This window comes from Pseudoselenomonas ruminantium, from assembly GCF_900142515.1.
GTDB lineage: Bacteria > Bacillota > Negativicutes > Selenomonadales > Selenomonadaceae > Selenomonas_A > Selenomonas_A ruminantium_D.
The window spans coordinates 69,757-95,243 of sequence record NZ_FRBC01000010.1 but is presented as its reverse complement, the minus strand read 5'-3'; the positions used below and the strand labels follow the sequence as shown (position 1 = coordinate 95,243).

Genomic DNA, 25,487 nt, shown 5'->3' with positions numbered 1-25,487 from the left:
TTTAAAAGAGAAAATTCGGAAAATATTCTTTAAGAACCGACAATGCTATGGATATCGTCGTATTTATGGACTCCTTCGCCGTGAGGGAATTATCCTTTCCGAAAAGGTAATTCGGCGAATTATGTCCGAAGAAGGATTGAGAGTACCTGTTAAATCGCATAAAAAGTACTCTTCGTATCAAGGTGAAATAACCTCTTCTGTTGAAAATCTGATAAAAAGCAGAGTCAGGAATGTATTAGTTGTTTTGTGGATTGTCATCATGTTGGCTGTTGTTATAGATATGAATTCTAATTGGGAGTTACTTAAATGGATTTAGATTATATTTTAATCAAGCTTTAATGAAAATGTAATCCTGCTCTAATTGAAAGAGAGTATCATTTGTAATAGGTAGAGAAAAAACAATGGGGGCACTGTGCCATGGAGATTTTCTTTGGTACGATGCCTCTTTTTGTCGGGCTTCGGGATAGAGGGCTTGAAGAGAAAGGAGCGGCTGTGTTAGAGCAGGTTTGGTTTGAGTTGCGTCCGGACGAGGATATCGTAAATCCCATAATGCCAATGGGGATTCCAATGCAGGAATATTCGCAGGTGATGACAGCAGGGGATTTTGCAAGGCTTCGGGATCGTGTCGGCTTCTATGAGCCGAAAATTGGGCTGGAGGTTTGCGATTATATGGGAAAGAAGGGGTTTTGGTAAAAGCTGATGATAAGATTACCCTGCAGGTGGGGGCTTCCAATATTCATATGGATGCAAATGAGATTGGCATGGGAGCGGATACCGTTGCAATCGGAGGTGATGAGGAATGAAGATTACGCATCAATGCTTGCGGGTAAAGAAACACTATCGGCAAAGGATAAAGGGGAACTAGAGGCATCGAAACATCTTTTGGAAGATAAAGTTGAAGCAACTTTTGAAGCGGGAAAAGCAAAGCTTTCGGCCGAAAAAAGCAAAGGTAAATATGGAGCAAGTATTAGCGTTCGTGATAAACAGGATTAGAGGAGTGGTAGTTAATATGAGGAGAATATGGAAAAAACTTTTGGTCGTCGCATTGGTATTTTTTACTGGTACTGTAAGTGGTTGTACTGGAAACTCGGAATTACATGGTGGAAATTATGATAATAAGGATTGCTGGAAAACTATAACTATAACACAAAATAGTGGGCGGAAATTATCCTTGGATCTTCCGTTTGAGTTGAATGATAATGGTGATTTTGAGTCAGATGATATTGTTCGAAATGCGGAATGGCACAGATATGAAAATGATAATATATTTGTTAGTGTAGATCATTGCAGATTTTTTGATGCGAAAAGCAAGATTAACTTCAACCTGCAGACGTTTATGGCTGATTTTGTTAATTATGAAAAGATGCATCCGGCTTTACAAAAAATAGAAACCAGAATAATAAATGGGAAAGAAATGACATATGCTGAAATCCAGGCAGAAGACAATGGTCGGCGTAAGATTGAATGTTTGGGGATGGATTCGGGAAAAGAATCATGGACAATTGTATATGTTTATAGAAATGATGATACTGCTATGCAGAAACTGGTAGAAAAATCGATGGCAACAGTTTCATTGCAGTGAGGGAGAGAGTATGGAAGCATTATCATTGGGTGATATACGAGCGGAAGCATTTTACATTGAATGATTATTATAAAAAACGGTATTTCCCGCTGGAAGAGGAATTGTTATTAGAGATAAATCGATATTGCATTGAGCAGCAGGCAGAACTGCAAGCGGGATTTTGGAGATGTTTATCCTTTGTTTTTCGAAATGTGTTCGTTTGTAAAGGTAACGTTTACGGATTGTGACTGGCCGGGCGTGGAGGCCTGGGATTGTACATTCCAACAAATACGGACCGTAAACTGCCGATTTGACGATGAATTATGGGCAGAGATGAAATGAGGAGGCCACTGATGACGGATTTATCCATTTATGATGAAGATTATGAGTTTACTTTTCGTGGCAGGGAATATCGTTTCTGTGAGCGATTGTTTTATGATGATCGATTCTCGTTAAGATTGCCGGTATCCTTTGAGCTTATGCCAGATTCTGTGCGAGAAATCTATCAGCCGGGGAGTCAGCCAGGGCAGCTGCTGCTGACGGATGAGGCTGGACAGTTTTCATTCAGCATGATGAAGGCAGAAGATACTTTGGATGAAGAGATTATGGCCAGACAGATGGAACTGTGTCAGTTTATTTTACCCAAGATGGCAGCAGGGGTATATGTTTATGAAGCAGATATCATAGAAGGCCGCTATCAGCAGTTAGCATATTTTGAGTATATCCATGATGCTTTGTTGGAACGCATGTATAATTGCATGTTCCTGACAGGTGTCAGCGGGCATATGGTCTGGGGGACGATTTCCTTTTCGTATGGCAATCGGAAGTTGAAATCTTTGGCCAAGGAAATCGCTTGTTCCTGCCATGATCTCAGTATAGTTGAATGATCTGATCAAATCTGCGAGGGGTTGTTTCTATGATGCGTTTTTATTTTATTGCTGCTGTTTTGATGGGGTGTTTATGGCTGCTGAGTGAGAATGGGGCATTGCAGGATATCGATTGCTTTTGGAAAACAAGCAGTTTCATTGCTTCGGAAAAGCAGGAACTGCGGATTGAGCTGCCGGTGCGCCTGGAACCGCTGTCCGAGTCCGATGAAGGCTATACGGTATGTCAGGCTGACTGTGACGATATGTTCGTGGATCTGCATAGCGAGAGCTTGTATCTGCAGGAAGACCGGGACAGATATATGCAGGAAGGGCCGCAGAAACGTGTCCTGAAGATAATGGGGAATTATGATGTAGAGAATGTGGGCATGACGCATCAGGAGACTGCCGTCATCAATCATATTCCGCTGCGAAAATTTCATTTTACCGGCCAGCAGAACGGACAGGATGTGGAAATTGAGGTGGTGACGATTGCCCGGAAGAATCTGGGCTGGATTTTCACCTTTATCTATGATGCCGGTGATAAAGAAGCGGAACGGCAGGTACAGAAGGGAATTGCCAGCCTGCAATATGCGGAGCGGGCAAAATGAAATTTTTTTCAAAAAGTGCTTGACGAAGCCGGATGATGGTGTTAATATATTACATGTCCTTGAGAACAAGGCGCATGACTCACTAGCTCAACTGGCAGAGCAACTGACTCTTAATCAGTAGGTTCACGGTTCGATTCCGTGGTGGGTCACCATTTGAAATCACAAGCTCTTAGGCTTTGCCTGGGAGCTTTTCTTGTATGCTCTTGCAGGAAAGGTTCATCTAATGAAGGAAGATACCATTGCAAAAATAAAAGAGGAGACGGCTGGCTGGGAATATATGAAAAACCTGCCCGAGGAGTGGCACGGTTTCAAGCTTCACCGGGAAACGGTCATTGGCAAGAATAAGTATGACCTCTATGCTTATGTCAATGAGGATTGGCATAAAAGAGCCATCGTTTACTTTCATGAGGAAACCCGTGAGTACAAGGTGCGGCTGAAGATTGGCCTGATTGAATTTGCCCGGATTGAGTTTATCACGGGCAAGCTTTCCGTGTTTGAGGAATTGCTGAATAGTCAGTTTGAACAACTCCTGATGGATATGGCCGAGTTCAATCCGGCCACCCTCAGCAGCATCGTGGTGGACAAGAATCTGCCGGATTGGCAGTATGGCAGGGAACTGCCGGTAGAAAATGAGGGTTTCGAGCTCTTTATCAAGCCGGCTGAACCGGTGAAAATCAATAATGGCTCGTATATTGTCATTGATTATGTGAATTTTGCACTCGAGAGCAGTTTTACGGTTTACTATAATATCTACCGGGATGAGTTTTTTGCCGAGGCCCGAATCTGGAATATCCCCGATGTAAATTACGATTTTGACTCGAATGACCTGCGGGAGCTGGAGGAGAAACTGCGCACCCGCATGCCGGCCCGCTTGCAGCAGGTAAGGCAATGGGCGGAAGAACAGAAGGATGAGGTACACTATGATAGTAATTGATAAAGCAATCTTGCATATTTTGGATTTCAACTCCGGCATGACGGTGTATTCGGATGAAGAACTCACGGTACAGGACAGCATTGAGACATTCCTGCACAAGCATATCGAAAAAGCCTGGAGCAGTCAGGATGCCAAGCCGGGAACGTTCTATGATGACAGTCATTGTGCTCAGCTGGTCAAGGAATATCTGAGCGGGGAAATGAGCTTTGTGCCCTTTTCCAAGGAATTGGCCAAGAAATTGGAGGATGCTTTTGTCCATGCGGAAGAGATGGCGTCCAGTGATGTGATTGTGGCAGATGTGCGCATTGACGACCGGCGGCAGATTGTGATTTTCAAGGCGAGCAGCCATATCGGCTACACCCATCAGGTGAATCAGACGGATGCGGGTATCAAGAATGAAATCATCAACCATTATTCCATCATGCCCAACCTGTCCCAGAAGATGGAGGAGTTTGCCTTTATCGACGCCGAGACGAAGGAAGTTTCGGTCACGGCGAAAAAGTACACAATCGATGGCAACAGCATCCTGGTGTTCCCGGAAATCCTGCTCGAATGCAGCCTGACACCTTCGCCGAAGGAAGCAATCAAGAACCTCAGTAAGACGGCGGCCAAGGTGGCCGAAGCCTATGGGCAGGACAAGGTGGCCACGGAAGCGGCGGTCAAGAGCTATGTGACAGAAAATATGCAGACGACCGACGAACTGGATCTGGTCGAGGCGGGCAAGGAAATCTTCAAGGAGAATCCTTCCATGCAGGCGGATTTTGACAATGCCATCAAGGAAGCTGGCTTCACGGAACCTGTGAAGATGGATCAGGAAGCGACCATCAAGAAGATGTGCAAGCATAAGCTCAAGACGGATACGGGCATCGAACTGACGATTCCCTCCGAGTACTTCGACAATACGGAGTTCATGGAGTTCCATAACAATGAGGATGGGACGCTCTCCATCATGCTCAAACATATCGGCAATATCGTGAACCGCGGCTGACAGGAGCGAAACTATGCAAGTAAATGGCGATTTAGCCAATATCAAAACCTATGTGCTGGAGAAATTGAAGGCTCTCTATGAGCTAAAGGTGCCGATTGGGCAGATTTCCACCAGAGAATTGAATGAAGAGATGCTCGCCATCACCGAGGATACGGACCGGGAAGCTGCGGTGTATCTGAACCGTCAGGGAAAGGTTGTACAGGTGTCCTTAGGGGATACGGCGACGGTGGACCTGCCGGAATTCAAGCAGAAAACGCGCTCGGATCTGCGCCTGTCGGGTATCCGCTGCATCCATACCCATCCGAGCGGGGATGTGCGGCTTAGTGCGCCTGATTTGTCATCCTTGCGCCGTCTGCGCTTTGACTGCATGGCGGCCATTGGCCGCAGGGACGGCAAGATTATCGGCTGCCTGGCCTTCTTTGCCGGGGAGATGAGCGAGGACGGCACGCAGCTGCTGACGCAGTACGGTCCGGCAGAGGACAAGGTGCTCGCGCAGATCAACCTGAACATGCTGGTGACCGTGGTCAACAAGAAACTGGCGGCCCAGAGCACGAAGTCCACGGAAGACGAGGTAGAACGGGCAATATTGGCCGGCGTGGAGCGTCCTGGCAGCAGCTGGCCCATCGAAGAATCCATGGCAGAACTGGAACGGCTGGCCGATACCGCCGGGGCAAAAGTAGTGGCTGCGTTCACCCAGCGCAAGGAAAAGCCCGATGCGGCGTTCTTCCTGGGCAAGGGCAAGGTCAATGACCTGGCCATGGAGATTCAGAACCTCGAAGCAACGCTGTTGATTCTCGATGATGAACTCACGCCATCCCAGCAGCATAATTTAGAACGCATGCTCGGTGTCAAGGTCATTGACCGCACGGCGCTGATTCTCGATATCTTCGCCCAGAGAGCCCACTCCCGCGAAGGCAAGCTGCAGGTGGAGCTTGCGCAGCTGCGCTACAATCTGCCACGTCTCAGCGGTCAGGGGCTGGCGCTTTCCCGTCTGGGCGGTGGCATCGGTACCCGTGGGCCCGGTGAAACGAAGCTCGAAGTGGACCGGCGGCGCATCTACAGCAAGATACACGACATCGAAGAGCAGATTGAGGGCATGAAGAAAAGCCGCACCCTGCACCGCAAGCGACGTAAGGAATCGCAGATTCCGTTGGTGGCGCTGGTGGGCTATACCAATGCGGGGAAATCCACGCTGCTGAATAAGCTGACCGGTTCGGAGGTCTTTGCTGAGGATAAGCTCTTTGCCACGCTGGACCCGACCACCCGGCACTTGCAGTTGCCGGAAAAGCAGGATATACTTTTAACAGACACGGTTGGCTTCATCCAGAAGCTGCCCCATACGCTGGTCAAGGCTTTCCGGGCCACGCTGGAAGAAGTGCAGGAGGCAGATCTGCTGCTGCATGTGGTGGATTGCAGCAATGAGAATCTCGAAGCCCAGATTGAAGCGGTGGTTTCGGTGCTCAAGGAATTAGAGGCGGATAACAAGCCCGTGCTCTATGTCTTCAACAAGGCGGATCAGCTGGATAATCCCCATATCCGGGAGCAGTTGCTGCGCGGCCGTGACGGTGTCTTTATCTCGGCCATGACCGGGGAGAATCTCGATGCCTTGCAGCGGCGCATCGAGGGCTTTTTCCAGGAAAGCCAGGTGCGCATGACGCTGTTGATTCCCTATGCTGAGGGAGCGGCAGTCACGAAGCTGCATAAGCTCAATGCCGTGGTGGAGACGGCTTATGAGGAGGCGGGCACGAAAGTAGAAGTGCGTCTGCCTCTGTCGGAAAAAGATAATTTCGTACAATATGAACTAAAGGAGTAATCGTTTTGGCTTTTTCTCAAAAAATCGTTGACTTGAAACAGGAAGTGCTGGCGCAGTCCCGCGAGCTCTTTGCCCGTGTGGACGGCATTGCCGAGGAAAACACGCTGAAGGTTTTGGATGCCATGCGCGAGTGCAAGGTATCCGATGCCCATTTCAACACGACTTCCGGTTATGCCTATGATGATATCGGCCGGGGCAAGCTCGAAGAACTCTATGCCAAGATCTTTGGCGCGGAGCGGGCCTTGGTGCGCACGCAGTTCGTGTCTGGCACCCATGCTTTGGCGACGGTGCTGTTCGGCATCCTGCGCCCTGGTGACGAGCTGGTATCCCTGACGGGCAAGCCCTACGACACCATGCAGACGGTTATTGGCTATGACAATCCGAGCCCCGGTTCGCTCAAGGAATTCGGTGTGCTCTATAATGAATTGCCCATGATTGACGGCAAGGTCGATATGGCAGGCATCCAGAACGTCATCACTTCCAAAACCAAGATGGTGGAGATTCAGCGTTCCCGCGGCTATAGCATGCGCAATCCGCTGTCCATCGAGGATATCGAGGCCATCTGCGCGGAAGTTCACCGTATCAAGCCGGACTGCATCTGCTTTGTGGATAACTGTTACGGCGAATTCGTGGATACGCTGGAACCTACGCAGGTAGGCGCTGACATCATGGCTGGTTCCCTCATCAAGAATCCTGGTGGCGGTATTGCACCTACTGGTGGTTATATCGCTGGCCGCAATGATTTGGTGGAACTGTCTTCCTACCGTCTGACGGCACCGGGCATGGGCGACGAGCTGGGCGCCAGCCTTTCCAACAACCGCCTGCTGTTCCAGGGCCTGTTCCTGGCACCGCATGTGGTGGCTCAGGCCATCAAGGGCGCTATCTTTGCCGCCGGCATGTTTGCCCGCTTAGGTTACAAGACTTTGCCGCTGCCCACGGATGTGCGCGGCGATATCATCCAGGCCATCGAACTCGGCACGGCAGAAAAGCTCATCGCTTTCTGCGGTGGTATTCAGAAGTATTCTCCGGTAGATTCCTATGCAGCACCGGAGCCTTGGGATATGCCGGGTTATGCGGACCAGATCATCATGGCGGCAGGTACTTTTGTGCAGGGGGCATCCATTGAGTTCAGCGCCGATGGTCCTATGCGGGCACCTTACAACGTTTACCTGCAGGGCGGTCTGACCTTTGAACATGCTGTCATCGGCATCATGGGAGCGGCGCAGGCCATTGAGGACTTGGACAAGTAAAACGCAAGATCGCTTCCCTTTACAAAAAGTATGATTATAGGGTATGATATAGAAGCAGGGACGGCTATGCCGCCCTGCTTTTATGCAGATGGTACTTTTAAGACTATGAAATCTTAGCGAGTCGAGCCTGCAAGGCGCAGGATCGGTTAGATTTCGTGTAAAGGCTTAGTTTAGAATAGAGGCAGATATGTTAATCGAATTCAAGAATAACCGGCGCTTGGCCGCCATCGATATTTTTCGGGGATTGACAATAGCGATTATGCTGCTGGTCAATTCTCTGCCCAATTTTGAACAGGCTTATCCGCTGTTGCTGCATGCTCCCTGGGCGGGGCTGACGATTGCGGATTTAGCCTTTCCGGGCTTTGTCTTCATCATGGGTGTGTCAGCCTCTCTGTGGTTTGGCAAACATCGGGAGGACAGTTTTGGGGAGAAATTCAGCATGATTCTGAAGCGCTCGGCTCTGCTGTTCCTGATCGGGCTTGTCCTGAACCAGTTTCCCCTGCTCTTGCAGCATTGGTTTTCCCCCGAGGCAGGTGGTTCTCTGATGCGTGATATTATGGAGCATGGCCGCATTATGGGGGTGCTTCAGCGGTTGGGACTGGTGTATTTCTTTGGCATGGTCATTACCTGGTGGCTACGCAGTGAAAAGCATATTGCCATCATGGCGTTGTTGCTGCTGGCCCTGTCATCGACTTGTTTTCATCTCTATGACACCACCAATCCCTTCAGTCCTGACAATAACATCAGCATGCTGATCGACGGGATTTTCCCAGGGGCGGCGCACTGTTATCTGGGAAAGTCTTTTGACCCGGAGGGACTTTATGGCACGATTGCGGCTACGGCTTCCTTCCTATGGGGGATGCTGGCTGGGCGGCAGCTGACCATGGAAAGTGCGCCGATATTTGAACGGGTGCTGATGCTGCTGGTCAGCGGTACGTTGTTGCTGATATTGGGCGGTGCCTGGAGCTATATGGACATCATCAGCAAACAGCTGTGGACGGCACCGTACGTGCTCTTTACCAGCGGTGGTTTCATGTGGGGGCTGGGCTTGTTGCAGATGGCGTTGAGCCTGTTCCCGGACTTTATGGAATGGCTTTTTACGCCCTGCAGGCTTTTCGGAACGAATCCGCTGTTTTTCTTTATTGTACCGGATAGGGTGTTGTTGCTGCTTTGGTATGTAAAGGTACAGGATACCGCCATCTATCCCTGGCTTTGGGAACATACCCTGTTGGGCGTGCTGGGGGCCCCGCTGAGCATTCTGGCGGTGGCGCTGATTTGGGTGCTGCTCTGGCTGCCCGTGGCTAGTTTCTTCCATAAGCGACAGATCATCTTCAAACTTTAAGGAGGCATTAACATGAGAATCGTACAAGGCAAATGGAAATACCTGCTGGGGCTGGTGGTTTTGCTGGCCGTTTCCCTTGGCGGCAATCTGCCGGCTTCCAGTGCTCCAGCCATCCCTCTGCGAGGAATCGTGGAGGGGTTCTATGGCACGCCCTGGTCTCAGGGTGACCGGCTGGATATGCTGAAGTTCTGCCATGAGCATAAGCTCAATGCCTATATCTATGCGCCCAAGGACGATCCTTACCATCGGGCCAAATGGCGGGAACCCTATCCTACTGATAAGCTGGTGGAGATGCAGGCCCTTATAGCTGAAGCGAAAAAACAGCAGGTAAAGTTTATCTTTGCCATTTCGCCGGGGCTGGATATCCATTTTGACGGCCCGCAGGGAGAAGCAGATAAGGTTGCCATGGAACAGAAACTCACGGCCATGTACGAGCTGGGCGTGCGGGATTTTGCCATCTTCTATGACGATATCAAGAACAAAGACGCCAAGGGACAGGCCGAGTTCCTGAATTGGCTCAATGCGAACTTCATCGCCAAACATAAAGATGTATCACCCTTGATTACGGTGCCCACGGAATATTTTCGGCTCGATATGGAAGCCGATGGACAGGTAAAAGAGTACACGCGCGATTTTGCCAGTACGCTGGACAAGGATATCCTCGTGCTCTACACGGGGGAAAAAGTGGTGCCTGATGGACTGACCGATGAGGATTATGCCAGGGCCAACGAACTCTATGGACGTCAGTTGGGCATCTGGTGGAACTATCCCGTCAGCGATTACCTGGAAAGCAAGCTGGCCTTGGGGCCCATCGAGAAGATGCCGGTAAAATCCGCTATTCCCGCTATCTTCTATAATCCTATGAAACATGCAGAGCTTTCGAAGATCTCGCTGGCCACTGGCGCTGATTATGCCCTGAATCCGGCGAAATACGATGCGGTCAGATCCTGGCAGAAAGCCATCAAGGCGCAATACGGCAAGCTGGCACCGGATATGGAGGCTTTTGCCGAACATAGCCAGCATATGGTGGTGAGTTGGGCGGTGATTGGGCCGGAGGACGGTCTGGCCACGCGGCAGCTGATGGATGCTTATTGGCAGGGGGCGGACAAGGCAGCCGGGAAAAAATTGCTGGCAGAACTGGAAAAGCTGGAGCAGTCTGTCGTGAAGCTGCAGCAGGAGCTTCCAGCCAATGTTTTGCAGGAATGCCAACCGCAATTGGCGCAATTCCAGCGTATACTGCAGGCGGATATGCTGGGCATCCGGGTTATGGCTGGTGAGAAGCAGCAGGCAGAATTTCACCAGCTGCTGGAAGATGTGAAGGCTCACGACAAGGAAGCGCAGGTGTCAGAAGATACGGCAAGGGCGTTTTTGGACAAACTGGCAGGACGCTTGTAATATTCTGAATATTATAGTATAATAGGACATATCGAAGCAAGTTTTCCATTTTATCTGTGGGAGGGGTTCTTATGTTCAGAGCAGTACCATTTCATCTCCGGGAAAATGCGGAGCGTGGTTATGATGTTTTGGAGAAGGTGTTGAGCTATGCTGCCGAGCAGTCGCTGAATCCGCTGGGCAAAGTCAGCGGGGCCTTGTCTTCCTTCAAGGTGGACGTGATTGAGACGGATGCGGCCTATGAGCTTTTTGCGGAATTGCCGGGCTTCTACAAGGAACAGATCACGGTGTCCTATGATGATGACAATTATCTGCGCATCAAGGCCCAGCGGGCAGAAGCTGCGGATGCCAGCATCAAGTATCTCTGCCGGGAACGCAAGAGCGGCGATTTCGAGCGCACGTTCTATATTGATGGCATTGACAAGAAATCCGTCAATGTGGCCTTTGAGAATGGTATCCTGCATATCGTCCTGCCGAAACAGACGGAAGATGAGAACCGCACGGTGTTTGATATCGAGTGATTGGATATATATTTTGAGAATGAAAGCCTGCTGGCTGCCAAAAAAAGGTGCCAGCAGGCTTTATTTATGGTAAAATATTGAAAGAATGTGAAATTATTTTCGCGGTCTTGCGGGAAAAGGCAGGATTTTTTTGGATGGAAAGGGAATAGTACATAGAGTAAACAGGATTGGTTTATTGTAAGCAGACCAGAGGAGATTGGGAGGGACCAAAGATGATGGATGAAAAGGATTGGGCAGAGTTTAAGAGAAAATTGAAGGCCAAGACGGAAATTGACCTCGATTTATATAAAGAACCGCAGATGAAGAGGCGTATCGGCAATCTGGTGACCAGAGCCAATATGGATTCCTATGTGGCGTATTTTGACAATGCGGCCAAGAATAAAGATGATTTTGCCGCATTCATCGAGTATCTGACCATCAACGTGTCAGAGTTCTTCCGTACGCCAGAGAAGTTTGGCAAGCTGGAGACGGATGTCATTCCGGATTTGCTGAAGCGTTCGTCCAAGCTCAATATCTGGAGTGCGGGCTGTTCCATCGGGGCAGAACCTTATTCGCTGGCCATTATCATGAAGGAGATGACACCGAATACCCGCCACCGCATCCTGGCATCGGATCTGGATATCGAAATCCTGGCCAAGGCAAAGCGCGGTGTCTATAACAAAGATGAAATCAAGGCTATGAAGCCGGAGCGCCTGAATAAGTATTTTACGACTGTTGAAGGAGATAAATACGCGGTCAGTCAGGACATAAAGAGCTGCATCGAGTTCAAACGGCATAACCTGCTGAAGGACCCCTTCGAAAATGGTTTTGACCTGATTCTTTGCCGCAATGTGGTTATTTATTTCACGGAGGAGGCCAAAGACCAGCTCTATGCGAACTTCTTCAAGGCACTGAAGCCTGGTGGCATCCTCTTTGTCGGTGCTACTGAGGCCATCCTGAACTTCCGTAAATTAGGCTATACCAGTTTCCAGCCGTTCTTCTATCAAAAGCCTTTGGCATAAGAGAGTCGCCATTTATTAAGAAAAGATCGGAGCTAAGTCATGTACGCGAATCAACAGATAGAACAACTAGATAGGGAAAGCCTGCAAGCCTTGCAGTTAGAACGTCTGCAGAAGCAGCTGAAATGGGCAGAGGAAAAGAGTTTCTTCTACCAGCAGAAGTTTGCCAAGGCAGGAGTGTCGGCAGGCGATATCAAAAGTCTTGAGGATATCAGAAGGCTTCCTTTCCTGACAGCTAATGAGCTGTTTCAAGTTGATTCGCTGGATATGCTGACCATGCCTTTATCGGGGATTATCCGCTTCAGTGTGGTGCAGCAGGAAAATGGTGAGGTGACAAAGTTCTACACGGCAGGCGATGTGGGACATAATGTGGAGATGCTGACGCGTTCTCTAGTGGCCACGGGTATCAATCAGACTTCGGTGGTTGCTTTGCAAGGGGATATGTCCGATAGCCGTATCATGGATATCCAGTATGCGCTGGAGATGCTTGGTGCTACGGTTGTGGCTATGGGCACGGATTACCGTCAGTGGTTGCGTATGATGGAACTCATCAGTATGGACACCATCGTGAGTTCTCCCCAGCTGATCATGCAGTTGATTATCCAGCTGCAGGCCACGGGCAAGAATATTGCGGACTATCCATTGACGCGTGTCCTTTGCCTGAATCAGCAGGGATTGCAGAATGCCATGCAGCGGCATATTGCCGACCGTACTCATGCCACGGTCTATAATCTCTATGAACCGGCGGAGTTGGGGACGGCCAGCATGCTCTATCAATGTGAAGCCCATAAGGGCTACCATATTCAGGAGGATTACTTCTATCCGGAGATTGTGGCTTTCCATAGCGATCAGGTGGTGACCGAGCCTCATCAGATGGGGGAATTGGTGGTGACCACGTTGGCGGCAGAAGCCATACCGCTGATTCGCTATCGAACCGGTCAGGCAGTTATGCTGGAAACGGATGTATGCGATTGTGGGCGGACATTGCACAGAGTAACTACACCATTTACATTTATGTGAATTAAAAAGCCTTCCCCAATGGGGAAGGCTTTTGTATGAGGGATGGATATGACAGCAACTTTAGACTTTATCATCGGCCGCAGCGGCACGGGCAAGACACATACCTGTCTGGCAGACATGCAGGAAGAAATGACCAAACGCCCTTTAGGGCCGGCACTCATTCTGCTCTTGCCGGAGCATATGACCTATAAGACCGAGCGGGAACTGGCCACTATGATGGCAAAGACGGGGCAAGGTTTTTTCCGTGCCTATGTGTTCGGGTTCCGGCGCTTTGCCCGTCAGATCCTGCTGGAAACAGGGGGCGGCGATATCCCCCGCATCAGTGATGTGGGGCGACGGCTCTTGCTGCAGAAGCTGCTCTTGCAGCATCAGAAGGATAAGGACTTGACTGTCTTTGCCCGGGCGGCTCGGCAGCGGGGCTTTACGGAAACCCTGTCCGATGCCATCAAGGAGATTAAGAGCTATCGTTTGTCCACCGATACCCTGCGGCAGGCGGCGGATATGGTGGGGACAGGGCAGGAGCGGCTTTCCGGCAAGGTACGGGAGCTGAGCACTTTGGCCGATGAGTTTGCCGCGGCCATGGCTGGCCGTACCAATGATGCGGAAGATCTGATGAACATCCTGGCCGATAAGATTCCACAGGCAGAACTTATGCAGGGGGCTGAAGTCTGGATTGACGGCTTCGTATTCTTCAATCCACAGGAAATGAATGTGTTGGCGGCCATATTGTCCAGTGCAGCGAAAGTTCATATCACCCTGCCCCTGATGGGGGAACACCTGCCTGATGGCAGGATTGATTTCCAGCTGCCGGAAAATACCAATGAAACGGGGCTTTTCAACCGTCCTTATCGCACCATGGAGAATATCTGCCGCATGTTGCAGGAACTGGTATCCAATAAGGTTGTTTTTTGGCAGCCGGTGAAGTTGCTGACAGTAAATCAGCGAGCTAAAAATCCTGCTTTGGGCTGGCTGGAGCGAACGTTGTTCGGTCAGGCAGAAGCAATGCAGGAGAAATCAGAGAGTCTGCGTCTGGTGGAAGCGGCTAATCGCCGTATCGAGGTGGAGACGGCAGCGGCAGATATCCTGCGCTTAGTGCGGGAGAAAGGCTATCGTTATCGGGAAATCGGTGTGCTTATCCGCAATGCTGAGGATTATGATGGTGTCCTGCCGCTGGTCTTTCAGGATTACGGGATTCCGTTTTTCCAGGATGGTAAGCGGCAGAGTATCCACCATCCTTTGGCAGAACTGCTGCGGTCGGCGTTGGAAGTCGTACAGAGGGGCTGGAATTACGAGAATATCTTCCGCTGTCTGCGCACGGGCTTTTTTCCACTGGTGCGGGATGATGTGGATAAACTCGAAAACTATGTACTGGAATTTGGTATCCGGGGGCGCAAGCGGTGGCTGCAGACAGAGGATTGGCGTTGGCACCGTCGTTACGCATTGGATACAGAAGAGGCGGAGGTAGACGAAGAAACGCAGGCACGGTTGCAGCTTATTGACGGTTTGCGGCGGCAGGCGGTGGAAGCGCTGTGTGTGTTTGACCAGTCAATCCGGCAGGCGGAGGATGTGACCAGCCGGGTCACGGCACTTTATGATTTCCTGGTGGCGCTGGAAGTGCCTGCCCATCTGGCAAAATGGCAGGAAGTGGCTGAAGCTGAAGGCAGGATGGCAGACAGTGCGGAACACAGGCAGATTTGGGAAGATATCATGGAATTTTTCGACCAGCTGGTGGAAATAAGCGGTCAGGAAAAGATGAGCCTCAGTGACTTTGCGGCGGTGCTCGGGGACGGCCTGGATGCCGTGAGCCTGTCCCTGATCCCACCGGGACTGGACTATGTGACCGTATCTTCTCTGGATCAGAACAGCATGGCCGGCAGCCGGGCCATCTATATCCTGGGGGCCAATGCGGGCGCCATGCCCCGGCGCATTGGTGAAGCGGGGATGTTCACCGATGCAGACAGGCTGCATCTGGCTGATGCCTTGGAAAAAATGCCTGCTGAGGACGGAAAAAAGCCGGTAATATCCCGGGGCAGCCAGGAGCGCAGCTTTGGCGAGCGGTTCCTGCTCTACCGAGGGTTCAATGAGGCCAGCGAATATCTTTGGATTTCTTATGCACTGGCCGATGCGGAGGGCAATGGCCTGCAGCCTGCATCTTTGGTCGGGAAATTGTGGCATTGTTTCCCGCAGATTGAGTTTATTTCCATTCCCGTGGAAACATTGAGGCGCGATGACCTGTTGCAGTTATCGGCTCCGGTTCCGGCGGTGTCTGGTCTTGCCAATGCTTTGCGCGGTCAGCGGGATGAAGGCCGGATGGAGGAATTCTGGCAGGATGTGTATAACTGGGCTTTGAAACAGCCGGACTTGCAGCGGCCGATGAAACTGGCGCTGGCCGGTTTGGCCCCAAAAGCTCCTGTAGGCGAAATTCCTTCGGAACTGGCACAGGCCATCTATCTGAAGGGAAAGTTCCTGCGGGGTAGTGTCACGCAGTTTGAGAAGTTTCGCCAGTGCCCCTTCAGTCATTTTGTGAAGTATGGGTTGAAACTGCAGGAACGTCATAGCTATGAGTTCCGGCAGATGGATCTGGGGCAGCTGTTGCATGAGGTGATCCGGGAATACGGAGAAATGGTCAGCCGAGATTATGACCATCGCTGGCAGGATGTACCCGAGAAGCGCCGGGGAGATATCTGCCATGAGCTGGTGGAAACCATTGCGCCTCGCTTGCAAAGCGAGATACTGCTGAGCCGTCCGGATTATCGTCACTACAAGCGGCGTATGGAGACTACGGCCTTGCAGGCAGTCAATCATCTGTCTGCCTGGGCCGCGGTTTCCGAATTCCAGCCAGCCTATTTTGAGGAAGGATTTGGCCATAAGGCAGATAAGGTGCAGCTGACCCCGCTGCCCCTGGGCAATGGCTTTTCCTTGACGCTGAAGGGGCAGATTGACCGTTTGGATGTGCATCAGACCAACAATTATTTCCTGATCCTGGACTATAAGACGGGGCAGGCAGCCATCAATCTCTTTGAAGTGTATTATGGTCTGAAACTGCAGCTGCTGGTTTATATGCTGGTGGGGCAGGAACTCTTGAAACAGCAGGACAGGGAGCGGCTGCCGGCGGGAATCCTTTATTCCCTGTTGAAAAATCCCACAATCGTTAGCGATAAGGCGCTCAGTGAAGAAAAACTGGCGCAAAAGATAAAAAGCCAGTTGGCGATGCCGGGCTGGGTATTGGCAGATATGGACGTCCTTCGCAGCATCGATGCGACTATGGAACATATAAAGCCAAAGCTCAATAAAGATGGTTCTTTGGACAAAAACAGCCAGAAGAACCATTATATCCGCACGGCAAAGGAATTTGAGCTGATGCTGGGATATGTGGATTATATCTTGCGGGATACAGGCAAGGCTATCCTGGCAGGCAATATTCAGATAAAACCTTATCGAAATGGTGACCGCACCGCCTGTACTTATTGCAGCTATCGGGTGCTTTGCGGCTTTGAGCCGGACATTGAAGGTTTTGCCTATCGTGATGTGGGCAATTTTGCTGAAGAAGAAATGGAACGCCTGATGGCGGAAAAGATTGGAAGAGAGGATTTAGCTGATGTCATTTACCGAGGACCAGAAGAAAGCTATTGAAGTTCGGGATAAGAATATACTGGTGGCTGCCGCTGCCGGTTCTGGTAAAACCCGGGTGCTGGTAGAACGTATTATCCGTCAGTTGGTTGAAGGAACGCTGAGTGTGGAGGAATTGCTGGTCGTGACGTTCACCAATGCGGCAGCAGCAGAGATGCGGGAGCGTATTGAGGGAGCACTGGCAAAGGCTCTGGATAATGTAGATCCCATGAACAGCAAACTGGTCAAACACCTGAACCGGCAGATGGTTTTGCTGACGGGGGCCGATATCAGTACCTTTCATGCGTTTTGTCAGCGGGTAATCCGTCAGCATATTGATGCCATCGATGTGGACCCGAAATTCAGGCTGGCTAATGAACAGGAAATGGTACTGCTGAAGCAGGATGTTTTGGAAGCGCTGCTGGAGGAAAAATATGAACGTCCTTTAGCGGCTGAAGACCTGCCTGCTTGGGAGTCGTTTGTCTCTTTTATGGACGATTATGGCGATGAAAAAGCTGACGAGGAAGTCCAAAAGGCTGTCTTGAAATTGCATAACTTTGCCCAGAGCCAGCCTTTTCCCGAAAAATGGCTGACCAATCAGCGGGATCGTGATGTGGAGACGCTGGCTGATTCCCTGTGGCTGGGAGGAATCATTCCGGCTATCAAGATTGGACTTATGGCTGTGATCCGTCAATATGAGGAATTGGCGGCGCTGGTCAGATGCGCTGGAGATGCGCAATTGGCTGCTGCCTGGGCTCCGTATGAAGAGCTGATACAGCAGGACTTGGCAGGTCTTAATGATATCCGGGAGGCCTTCCATGTGATGGAAGATGATCCCAGCATGGAAAAATGGGATGAACTGGTCCGGCAGGTGAGCAAATTCTCTTGGAAGGTCATGCGGGGCAAGGCTTATAACGATCTGAAAACCATCTATCCTGAGGTGCGGGAACAGTTCAGCAATCATCGGGATGAGGTCAAGAAGGCCTTGAAAAGAGTGGCCGACTATTATATGGGACAGACGGCGGCGCAGCTGGAGAAAACAATGCGGGCCAATCAGCGGGCTGTGGCAGTCTATGCGCAGTTGGTGCTGGATTTTGGCAAGGCTTTGCAGGCGGCGAAAAAGGAGCGCAATGTCCTGGACTTCAACGATTTGGAACATTATGCATTGGAGATTCTCTGTGTCCATGACGAGGATGGAACGATCATTCCCAGTGAGGCTGCCAGGAGCCTGCAGGAAAAATACAAATCCATTATGGTGGACGAGTATCAGGACACCAATGGAGTACAGGAAACCATCCTCAATCTCATTGCACGGGAAGACAATCGCTTTATCGTGGGGGATGTGAAGCAGAGTATCTATCGTTTCCGTCTGGCGGACCCGACACTTTTTTTGGCTAAGTATGACAGATTCCCGGAGAATCCGCGGGAAGAGGACGTAAATCAGCTGATTACCATGAAAAAAAACTTCCGCAGCCGGGAGGAAGTTTTGCATCCGATAAATTATATATTCGATCAGATCATGACAAGGGAAGCGGCAGAAATCGACTATGACGAGCGCAGCAAGCTTTACCCTGGTTCTGAGGAGTATACAGAGCATGAGCATACACTGGAAGGGCCGCTGGAGCTTGATCTGATCCTGCAGAAGCAGGAAGATACCAAGGAACAGGAAAAAGCCTCCGTGGACCCGGAAGCAGAGGAAGAAGGCGAGGAAGATCTGCAGGGCTTCAAGCTGGAGGCGCAGTATATTGCCCAGCGAATCGCTGAGTTGATGGAGGATAGCCCGTTCGTCTATGATAAGGAAAAGAAGAACTACCGTTTGCTTGCTTATCGGGATATTGTGGTGTTATTGCGGGCAGTGAGCGGCAAAGCCAACATCCTGTTGGAAACTTTGCGGAAGAACAGCATTCCGGCGTATGCCAATGTGGATGGCGGCTATTTCGAGGCGGCCGAAGTCCGTCTGATGCTGGCTCTGCTGCAGGTCATCGACAATGTGCGGCAGGACATTCCCTTAGCTGCGGTATTGGCTTCGCCGATTGGCGGCTTTTCGATGGAGGAACTCACGCAGATTCGTCTGGCTTCTGAGACAGGCGACCTCTATGATGGCTTATTGGCCAGCTTTTCTTTGGAAAGCAAACTTCCGCAAGAACTGGCTGCCCGCGCAGCGGCCTTTCAGGAAGAATTGGCCCGCTGGCGGAAGTTCGCTGTCAGCCATAGCGTGCCAGAGCTGCTCTGGCTGCTGTATCGGGAAACGGGCTACTACGATTATACCGGCGGACTCAAGGGGGGCCTGCTGCGGCAGGCTAATCTGCGCATGCTGGTGGACAGGGCTGCGGATTTTGAACGCACCAACTATCGGGGGCTTTTCCGCTTCCTGCGCTTTATTGAGAATCTGCAGAAGCGGGAGACGGATTTGTCTGTGGCCAGAACGCTGGGAGCCAGCGAGAATGTGGTGCAAATCATGACCATCCACCATAGCAAGGGGCTGGAGTTTCCCGTGGTCATTGTGGCGGATACGGCCAAAGGCTTTAACTTCAAGGACTTGAACAGTTCCTTCCTGATGCATAAGGACTTGGGAATTGGCATCAAAATCGCCCAGCGGTCACAGGTCGGGCGGCAGATCTATAAATCTTTGCCTTGGAAGGCTGTTGCTGCCAAAATCCGCTCAGAATCCAAGGCTGAGGAAATGCGTATCCTTTATGTGGCCATGACCAGAGCAAGAGAAAAATTGATTTTGACTGGTGTGGTAAAAGGGAAGGATCTGACGAAAAGATTTTATCGGTACTGTCAATATGCTTCCAGTCCGGCAATGCAGCTGCCAACGGATGTCATTACGGGAGCCAGCAGTTATCTTGACTGGATATTGCCTGCGCTTAGCCGGCACACTGACGGGGCACCTTTGCGCAAGGAGGCTGGTTTAGAAGATGTGGTGGCCGGGTTAGAGAAAAGGATCGAGCCAGAGGCCCGAATCAAGGTGAACCTCTATCCAGCACAGGAAATAATGGCCGATAAAAACGAAGAAGATGCCGCTGACGAACTGCTGCAAGCTGTCAGCCGTCTGGAGCCGATGCCGGCGTCGCCCAAGCAGGAACAGGTGGAACATATGCTGGGCTGGCGATATGACGAGAAAGGGCTCACGCATGTCCCCGCCAAATTGACGGTAACGGAAATCAAACGCCGCTTTGCCGCAAGTCAGGAACGGGATGAGGAACTACCTGTGGCCCGGCAGCTGATCGTGGTCAATGAGGAAGATGAATTGGAGGCGGTGTCCGCCGCAACGCCAGTGCAGCTTCAGCCTCAGTCTGAGCTGGAAACTGAATGGCCACGCCCTCGCTTCATGCAGGAGCAGGAGAAAAAACTTTCGCCCATGGAACGGGGCACCATCATGCACGCTGTCATGCAAAGGCTGGATTTCCATGGTGATGTGAGCTATCAGGGCATCAAAAAGCAGGTAGAAACGCTGGAAGCCAAGGGCATCCTGCCTGAAGGCGCGGGCAGGGTGATTTATATCAAGGGCATACAGGGGTTCTTTGACTCACCATTGGGAGCGCAGGTGAAAACTGCCCGCCAGCTTTATCGCGAACTGCCATTCAGCCGGATGCTCAAGGCCAGGGACTTTTATCCCGAAGTACAGGAAGAAGAGGAACTGGTATTCACGCAAGGCGTGATTGACCTGCTTATGGAAACTGCCGAGGGAGAGCTGATCTTGATTGACTACAAGACTGACAAGATGACCGATCCGGATCGTATCCGGCAGCGTTACCGGATCCAGCTGGACCTGTACCGCAGTGCTGTGGAGGCAATCTTAGGGCGGAAGGTGGATAAGACCTATCTCTATCTGTTGCAGACCGGCAGCTTTGTGCCTATGGAGGCAGCGGACTAAGGGGGATTTATATGCTATCGATTGAAATCATGCAGGGGCTGTTGATTCCCTTTTTGGGAACCACTTTGGGCGCCGCCTGCGTCTATATACTCAAGAAAGAATTAAAGACCAGCGTGCGAAAGGGCTTGACCGGTTTTGCCTCTGGCGTCATGGTGGCGGCTTCCATATGGAGTCTTTTGATTCCTGCGATGGAAGGCAGTGCCGCTATGGGCAAGTTTGCGTTTGTGCCAGCTGTGGTGGGCTTCTGGGTCGGGACGCTGTTCCTGCTAACATTGGATCATCTGATTCCGCATCTGCATATGGATGCGCATGAAGCGGAAGGGCCGAAATGCAGTCTGCCCAAGACTGCCATGCTGGTGCTGGCCGTAACACTCCATAACATCCCTGAAGGCATGGCGGTAGGTGTGGTCTTTGCCGGCTGGCTGGCGGGCAATGCGGATATCACATTGAGTGGGGCTTTGGCGCTTTCCATCGGTATCGCCATCCAGAACTTCCCCGAAGGCGCCATCATCTCCCTGCCTCTGCGGGCGGAGGGCATGAGCAAGCATAAATCCTTTATCAGCGGTATGCTATCGGGAATCGTGGAGCCAATCGGCGCAATCCTGACTATCTTGGCTGCAACCTATGTCCTGCCCATCCTGCCATATCTTTTGGCCTTTGCCGCCGGTGCCATGATTTACGTGGTGGTGGAAGAACTCATCCCGGAAATGTCAGCAGGTGAACACAGCGATATCGGCGTGCTGACATTTGCCTTGGGCTTTACCCTGATGATGACCTTGGACGTGGCATTGGGATGAAAAAGGAATAGGGTAATCAATCATGGAAATATGTGTGCATTGATGTACATAAAAAGGCGCTGACCGTCAAAAGACCGGTCAGCGCCTGAATTTTTATCATGGTGGAGATGAGGAGAATCGAACTCCTGTCCGAAATACATCCACATCACAAGGCATTATCGCAATAGCTGGAGGATGCCAGCATCATAGAAGCGCAACTCTGAGATTCAGAGTCCTCCACCAGCCTCTTTTGCGAAAAGAGGCAAAACTGCTGCGCTTATTTGAAACCCTCAGCCCTGCCCGCAGCTAGTGATACCGAGGGGGCTGCTAAGCGCAAGGCTTAGGCAGCGTATGCGTAATCGAATTCGTCAATTACATTTAGCGGTTAAGAGTTAGGCTTCGTAACCATTGGCCTGCGAACCTCGTGGCTTCAATACCCCGTCGAAACCATTACATCCCCAAATATGTTCATTAAGTATAGCATTTTTCATAATAGAACGCAAGCAAAAAATATTTTGCAAGACTGTCATTGAGGCAGGAAAATTTTGCCCATGTGTAGAAATAATTGATTCAAATGGTATCTTTTCACGGCGGTCAGTTGATATTGGATGTCAGGAAAAATTACTAAGGGAGTGAAATTATGGGAATCAAACAAAAGTTTATTGTGCTGGCAGGAATCGTAGGCATTATCCTGATTATAGTCTCGGCTACAGGTTACTTCACGGCCTATGACAATCTGTCTGAGTCGGTAAACGGAGAGATTGTGGCCAACGTTAATACTGAGCGGGAAGTGGTGGATGGCTGGCTGAAAGAAAAAGCCAATGCCGTAACGGCTCAGGCAAATTTGATGACGGATGTGGAAAAGAGTGAGCTGGACTTTGAGAATGAGGAAATGAAATCCCTGCTTGGTGTTGCATCTTCGGACAAGGACTATCAGGAGATGACCCGAGGTGATGAGGATGGCATGTTCCTGCCTTATAACAGCCCGGATGAAACGGGGAAGACCGATCCGCGCAAGCGTCCCTGGTATGCACAGGCCCGTGCTGCTGGCAAGACGGTTTATACGGAGGTCTATACCAGCAAGAGTACGGGGGATCTTGTCGTGTCGGCAGTTGCTCCTTTCTATGGGGAGAATAAACAGTTCCGTGGTGCAATCTGTGGCGATATCACCCTTACTGTGTTGAAAGAACAAGTGCAGAAAATCAAATACCGTGAACAGGGAATTGGCTATATCATCGAAAAAACCGGCAAACTGCTGGCTACTTCCGGCAAGGAACAGCCTATGTCTGAAGCACGGGAAATCAAGGGCATAGGTGAGAAACTGGATTCCATGTTCCAGAGTGGCAATGGCTATTTTACCTATGAAAATGCTGAAGGAGAAGAGCAGCTTTGTGCATATACGACGGTTCCGACCACTGGCTGGATTATTGCTATGGCAGTTCCGACGGACTTTGTCTTTGCGCCAATCCATCGTCTGCGGATGATCTATGGTGTGCTGATCGTGATCGGTTTCCTGCTGGTGGTCGGCATGTGCCTTACTTTTGCAGCCCGGATCATTCAGCCGATCGTGGCTTTGGAAGGACAGGCTGCCCAGCTGGCCGATGGCAATCTGCGGGTGCCGCATTTGGCGGTTACGACCAACGATGAAATCGGCTCGATGACGAATGCCTTCAATAAGATGCAGCAAAATCTTCATGACCTTATCGGTAAGATGGCAGCAACGTCGGAACAGGTGGCTGCAGCTTCAGAAGAGCTCACGGCTAATGCCCAGCAGTCAGCAGAAGCAGCGGTGCATGTGGCAGAAACCATTGGTGAAGTATCGGCGGGAATGGACAAACAGTTGGTTGATATTGATGGTGCCAAGAAGAACGTGGACAGCGTCTTTATCGATATCACGGCTATGACTGAAAAGACGAGGAAGGTTTCAGAAGCGGCACTGACTACATCCGATGCAGCTAAACAGGGTGAGCATCTGATGAATGATGCTACTACCAAGATGACGCATATTGAGACAAGCGTCATGAACTCCGCTGATGTAGTGCGTACGCTGGGGGAAAGTTCCCAGCAGATTGGCCAGATCGTAGAGGCGATTTCCTCTATTGCCGATCAGACGAACCTGTTGGCACTCAATGCGGCTATCGAGGCGGCACGGGCTGGTGAGCATGGACGTGGTTTTGCCGTAGTAGCGGATGAAGTCCGTAAGCTGGCGGCAGAATCGCAGGAATCGGCTGAGCAGATCAAGGCCCGTATCCTTACAATCCAAAACGATACAGCACAGGCTGTAAGGGCGATGGAAGAAGGCAAGGCAGAAGTAGAACTGGGAACCAAGGCCATTCGGGATGTAGGCATCCAGTTCCAGGATATCATGGGTCAGGTCAATGGCATAAAGACGCAGATCGATGAAATCAGCACTTCGGTGAATTCGGTGTCTGCTGGTGCTGGTAATATCGTAGAAGCTGTGGATTCTATTGACAGTGTCAGCCGCAAGACTGCTGATCACACATCTTCCATTTCGGCAGCTACTGAGGAACAGTCTGCTTCTAACGAAGAGATTGCAGCGGCATCGCAGTCCTTGGCAAATTTGGCTTCGGATATGCAAACAGCGATCAATAAATTTAAATTATAAAGGGAAAAGGAATATGACCGGTCAGATCTGATCGGTCATATTTGTGTTATGGCGGAACGAGTCCGCTGAAACGCTGTTTTGTATATTTTGCCTATGGCAAAATCTGAACAATTGCGTTATAATACGGTGTGGAAATTTTTTGATGAAAGGATGGTGAGGATAATGGACGATCACCCTGATACGGCAAAACCAAAACGATGTACTTCAACAACAGGGAGACCCGGTGCCATTATCCTGTAACCCCATAAGATAGCAGGCCTGGCAGGGGACTCCATAATAGAGAGGAGATATCATGCTAAAGATATACAAATCCCTGGAGAGTGGTCCTTTGCAGGAGCTGACCCTGAAAACACTGGAGAAGGGGGCCTGGATCAATATTGTTGACCCTACGCCTTATGAGCTGAAAGTGGTCAGCAATCTGACGGAAGTTGATCCTGATTTTTTGCGTTCCGCACTGGATGATGAGGAACGTTCCCATACGGATATCGAAGATGATTCCGTCATGGTATTGACCAATGTGGCGGTGAACCGGGGCAATGACAGCTATGATGCCCTGCCGTTGGCTATTATCATCAGCGAGGATTATATCATCACGGTTTGCCTCGAAGAGACGCCCGTCATGGCCGAATTCAATGAGCGTACGGCCAAACTTTTCCGTACTTACAAAAAGACGCGTTTCCTGTTCCAGATCCTTTATAAATCAGCGACTTTCTATCTGCGTTACTTGCGTCAGATCAGTAAACTCTCGGATGATATCGAGAACCAGTTGCGCCATGATATGAAAAACAGCGAGATTTTGCGCCTGCTGGAATTGCAGAAGGGCCTGACGTACTTCAATGCGGCTATCCGTTCCAATGGTGCTGTGCTCGATAAGCTGCTGCGCATGCGCAATAATCCGGCCTTGACGCCTCTACTCAAAGCCTATGAGGAAGATGAGGATCTGCTGGAGGATGTCATCATCGAGAATAAGCAGGCCAAGGAAATGGTAGAGATGTATAGCAAGATCCTTGCGCGTATGGCTGATACATTCACTTCTATCATTGCCAATAACCAGAACCTCGTGATGAAGTTCTTGGCCGCTATGACCATTATCATCGCTATCCCTACAGTGGTGTCGAGTTTCTTCGGTATGAACGTACCAGTGCCTTTTGAAGGAGACACACTGGGCTTCATGTATGTGATGGTCATTGCCTTTGGTATCAGCATTGCTGGAGCCTATGCCCTTTGGAAGAAAGATATGTTTTGAATAAAGGGGCTGTTGCACGTAATATTTACGTGCAGCAGCCCTTTTGTTGTTCTTGAA

General features: G+C 50.5%; 20 protein-coding genes, 1 tRNA gene and 1 other RNA gene. 21 read left to right on the top strand and 1 reads right to left on the bottom strand.

Translation table 11 applies throughout. The features are described 5' to 3' along the window. The 19 genes from BUB68_RS06835 to BUB68_RS06745 form a co-directional block, all read left to right on the top strand. Positions 1 to 316, top strand: a 316-nt coding sequence (locus tag BUB68_RS06835) for an IS3 family transposase (RefSeq protein WP_143188105.1), incomplete at its 5' end; no start/stop codon positions are given. A 101-nt stretch (positions 317 to 417) separates the two neighbouring features. Then, entirely contained in the window at positions 418 to 693 is a 276-nt protein-coding gene (locus tag BUB68_RS06830; protein ID WP_073089387.1) for a hypothetical protein, read from the top strand. A gap of 99 nt (positions 694 to 792) precedes the next feature. Next, the gene (locus BUB68_RS06825) at positions 793 to 993 is read left to right on the top strand and encodes a hypothetical protein (protein WP_073089384.1); all 201 of its coding nucleotides are present in this window, start codon (positions 793 to 795) and stop codon (positions 991 to 993) included. 16 nt (positions 994 to 1,009) lie between these two features. Next, positions 1,010 to 1,582, top strand: coding sequence for a hypothetical protein (locus tag BUB68_RS06820; RefSeq protein ID WP_073089382.1), 573 nt, complete (start codon positions 1,010 to 1,012; stop codon positions 1,580 to 1,582). 332 nt (positions 1,583 to 1,914) lie between these two features. Then, positions 1,915 to 2,448, top strand: coding sequence for a hypothetical protein (locus tag BUB68_RS06815; protein WP_073089380.1), 534 nt, complete (start codon positions 1,915 to 1,917; stop codon positions 2,446 to 2,448). Between the two features lie 29 nt (positions 2,449 to 2,477). Beyond that, positions 2,478 to 3,035, top strand: a complete 558-nt coding sequence (locus BUB68_RS06810; RefSeq protein ID WP_014423992.1) for a hypothetical protein — start codon at positions 2,478 to 2,480, stop codon at positions 3,033 to 3,035. A gap of 76 nt (positions 3,036 to 3,111) precedes the next feature. Continuing rightward, positions 3,112 to 3,187 (top strand) — tRNA-Lys (locus BUB68_RS06805). Positions 3,188 to 3,258: 71 nt separating this feature from the next. Beyond that, positions 3,259 to 3,969, top strand: a complete 711-nt coding sequence (locus BUB68_RS06800) for a hypothetical protein (protein ID WP_073089378.1) — start codon at positions 3,259 to 3,261, stop codon at positions 3,967 to 3,969. Continuing rightward, the gene (locus BUB68_RS06795) at positions 3,956 to 4,957 is read left to right on the top strand and encodes a nucleoid-associated protein (RefSeq protein WP_073089377.1); all 1,002 of its coding nucleotides are present in this window, start codon (positions 3,956 to 3,958) and stop codon (positions 4,955 to 4,957) included. Before BUB68_RS06800 ends, BUB68_RS06795 begins: the two co-directional genes overlap by 14 nt. Before the next feature lie 13 nt (positions 4,958 to 4,970). Next, the gene (gene hflX, locus BUB68_RS06790; protein ID WP_073089376.1) at positions 4,971 to 6,770 is read left to right on the top strand and encodes a GTPase HflX; all 1,800 of its coding nucleotides are present in this window, start codon (positions 4,971 to 4,973) and stop codon (positions 6,768 to 6,770) included. 5 nt (positions 6,771 to 6,775) lie between these two features. Continuing rightward, the gene (locus BUB68_RS06785; protein WP_073089375.1) at positions 6,776 to 8,020 is read left to right on the top strand and encodes a methionine gamma-lyase family protein; all 1,245 of its coding nucleotides are present in this window, start codon (positions 6,776 to 6,778) and stop codon (positions 8,018 to 8,020) included. Between the two features lie 187 nt (positions 8,021 to 8,207). After that, positions 8,208 to 9,362: an acyltransferase family protein gene (locus tag BUB68_RS06780; RefSeq protein WP_073089374.1), complete on the top strand. Its 1,155-nt coding sequence runs from the start codon at positions 8,208 to 8,210 to the stop codon at positions 9,360 to 9,362. 12 nt (positions 9,363 to 9,374) lie between these two features. Beyond that, positions 9,375 to 10,757: a protein O-GlcNAcase gene (locus BUB68_RS06775; protein WP_073089373.1), complete on the top strand. Its 1,383-nt coding sequence runs from the start codon at positions 9,375 to 9,377 to the stop codon at positions 10,755 to 10,757. Between the two features lie 71 nt (positions 10,758 to 10,828). Then, complete coding sequence (locus BUB68_RS06770; RefSeq protein ID WP_073089372.1) at positions 10,829 to 11,275, top strand: Hsp20 family protein; 447 nt, start codon at positions 10,829 to 10,831, stop codon at positions 11,273 to 11,275. A 212-nt stretch (positions 11,276 to 11,487) separates the two neighbouring features. Further along, complete coding sequence (locus BUB68_RS06765) at positions 11,488 to 12,276, top strand: CheR family methyltransferase (RefSeq protein WP_073089371.1); 789 nt, start codon at positions 11,488 to 11,490, stop codon at positions 12,274 to 12,276. A gap of 39 nt (positions 12,277 to 12,315) precedes the next feature. Beyond that, positions 12,316 to 13,293: a phenylacetate--CoA ligase family protein gene (locus BUB68_RS06760; protein ID WP_073089369.1), complete on the top strand. Its 978-nt coding sequence runs from the start codon at positions 12,316 to 12,318 to the stop codon at positions 13,291 to 13,293. Positions 13,294 to 13,341: 48 nt separating this feature from the next. Next, positions 13,342 to 16,926 (top strand): helicase-exonuclease AddAB subunit AddB, encoded by a 3,585-nt coding sequence (gene addB, locus BUB68_RS06755; protein WP_073089366.1) that lies wholly within the window; start codon positions 13,342 to 13,344, stop codon positions 16,924 to 16,926. After that, positions 16,892 to 20,782: a helicase-exonuclease AddAB subunit AddA gene (addA, locus tag BUB68_RS06750; RefSeq protein WP_073089363.1), complete on the top strand. Its 3,891-nt coding sequence runs from the start codon at positions 16,892 to 16,894 to the stop codon at positions 20,780 to 20,782. The genes addB and addA overlap by 35 nt, the downstream gene beginning before the upstream one ends. A gap of 11 nt (positions 20,783 to 20,793) precedes the next feature. Continuing rightward, complete coding sequence (locus BUB68_RS06745) at positions 20,794 to 21,579, top strand: ZIP family metal transporter (protein ID WP_073089361.1); 786 nt, start codon at positions 20,794 to 20,796, stop codon at positions 21,577 to 21,579. Positions 21,580 to 21,678: 99 nt separating this feature from the next. Here the strand turns inward: BUB68_RS06745 and ssrA are convergent. Further along, positions 21,679 to 22,018, bottom strand: a transfer-messenger RNA (tmRNA) gene (ssrA, locus tag BUB68_RS06740). A 180-nt stretch (positions 22,019 to 22,198) separates the two neighbouring features. On the opposite strand from ssrA, the gene BUB68_RS06735 reads away from it, so the two are divergent. Together BUB68_RS06735 and BUB68_RS06730 are read left to right on the top strand one after the other, a co-directional pair. Continuing rightward, entirely contained in the window at positions 22,199 to 24,184 is a 1,986-nt protein-coding gene (locus BUB68_RS06735) for a methyl-accepting chemotaxis protein (protein WP_073089359.1), read from the top strand. A gap of 292 nt (positions 24,185 to 24,476) precedes the next feature. After that, positions 24,477 to 25,430, top strand: coding sequence for a magnesium transporter CorA family protein (locus BUB68_RS06730; protein ID WP_073089357.1), 954 nt, complete (start codon positions 24,477 to 24,479; stop codon positions 25,428 to 25,430). Positions 25,431 to 25,487: the final 57 nt, after the last annotated feature.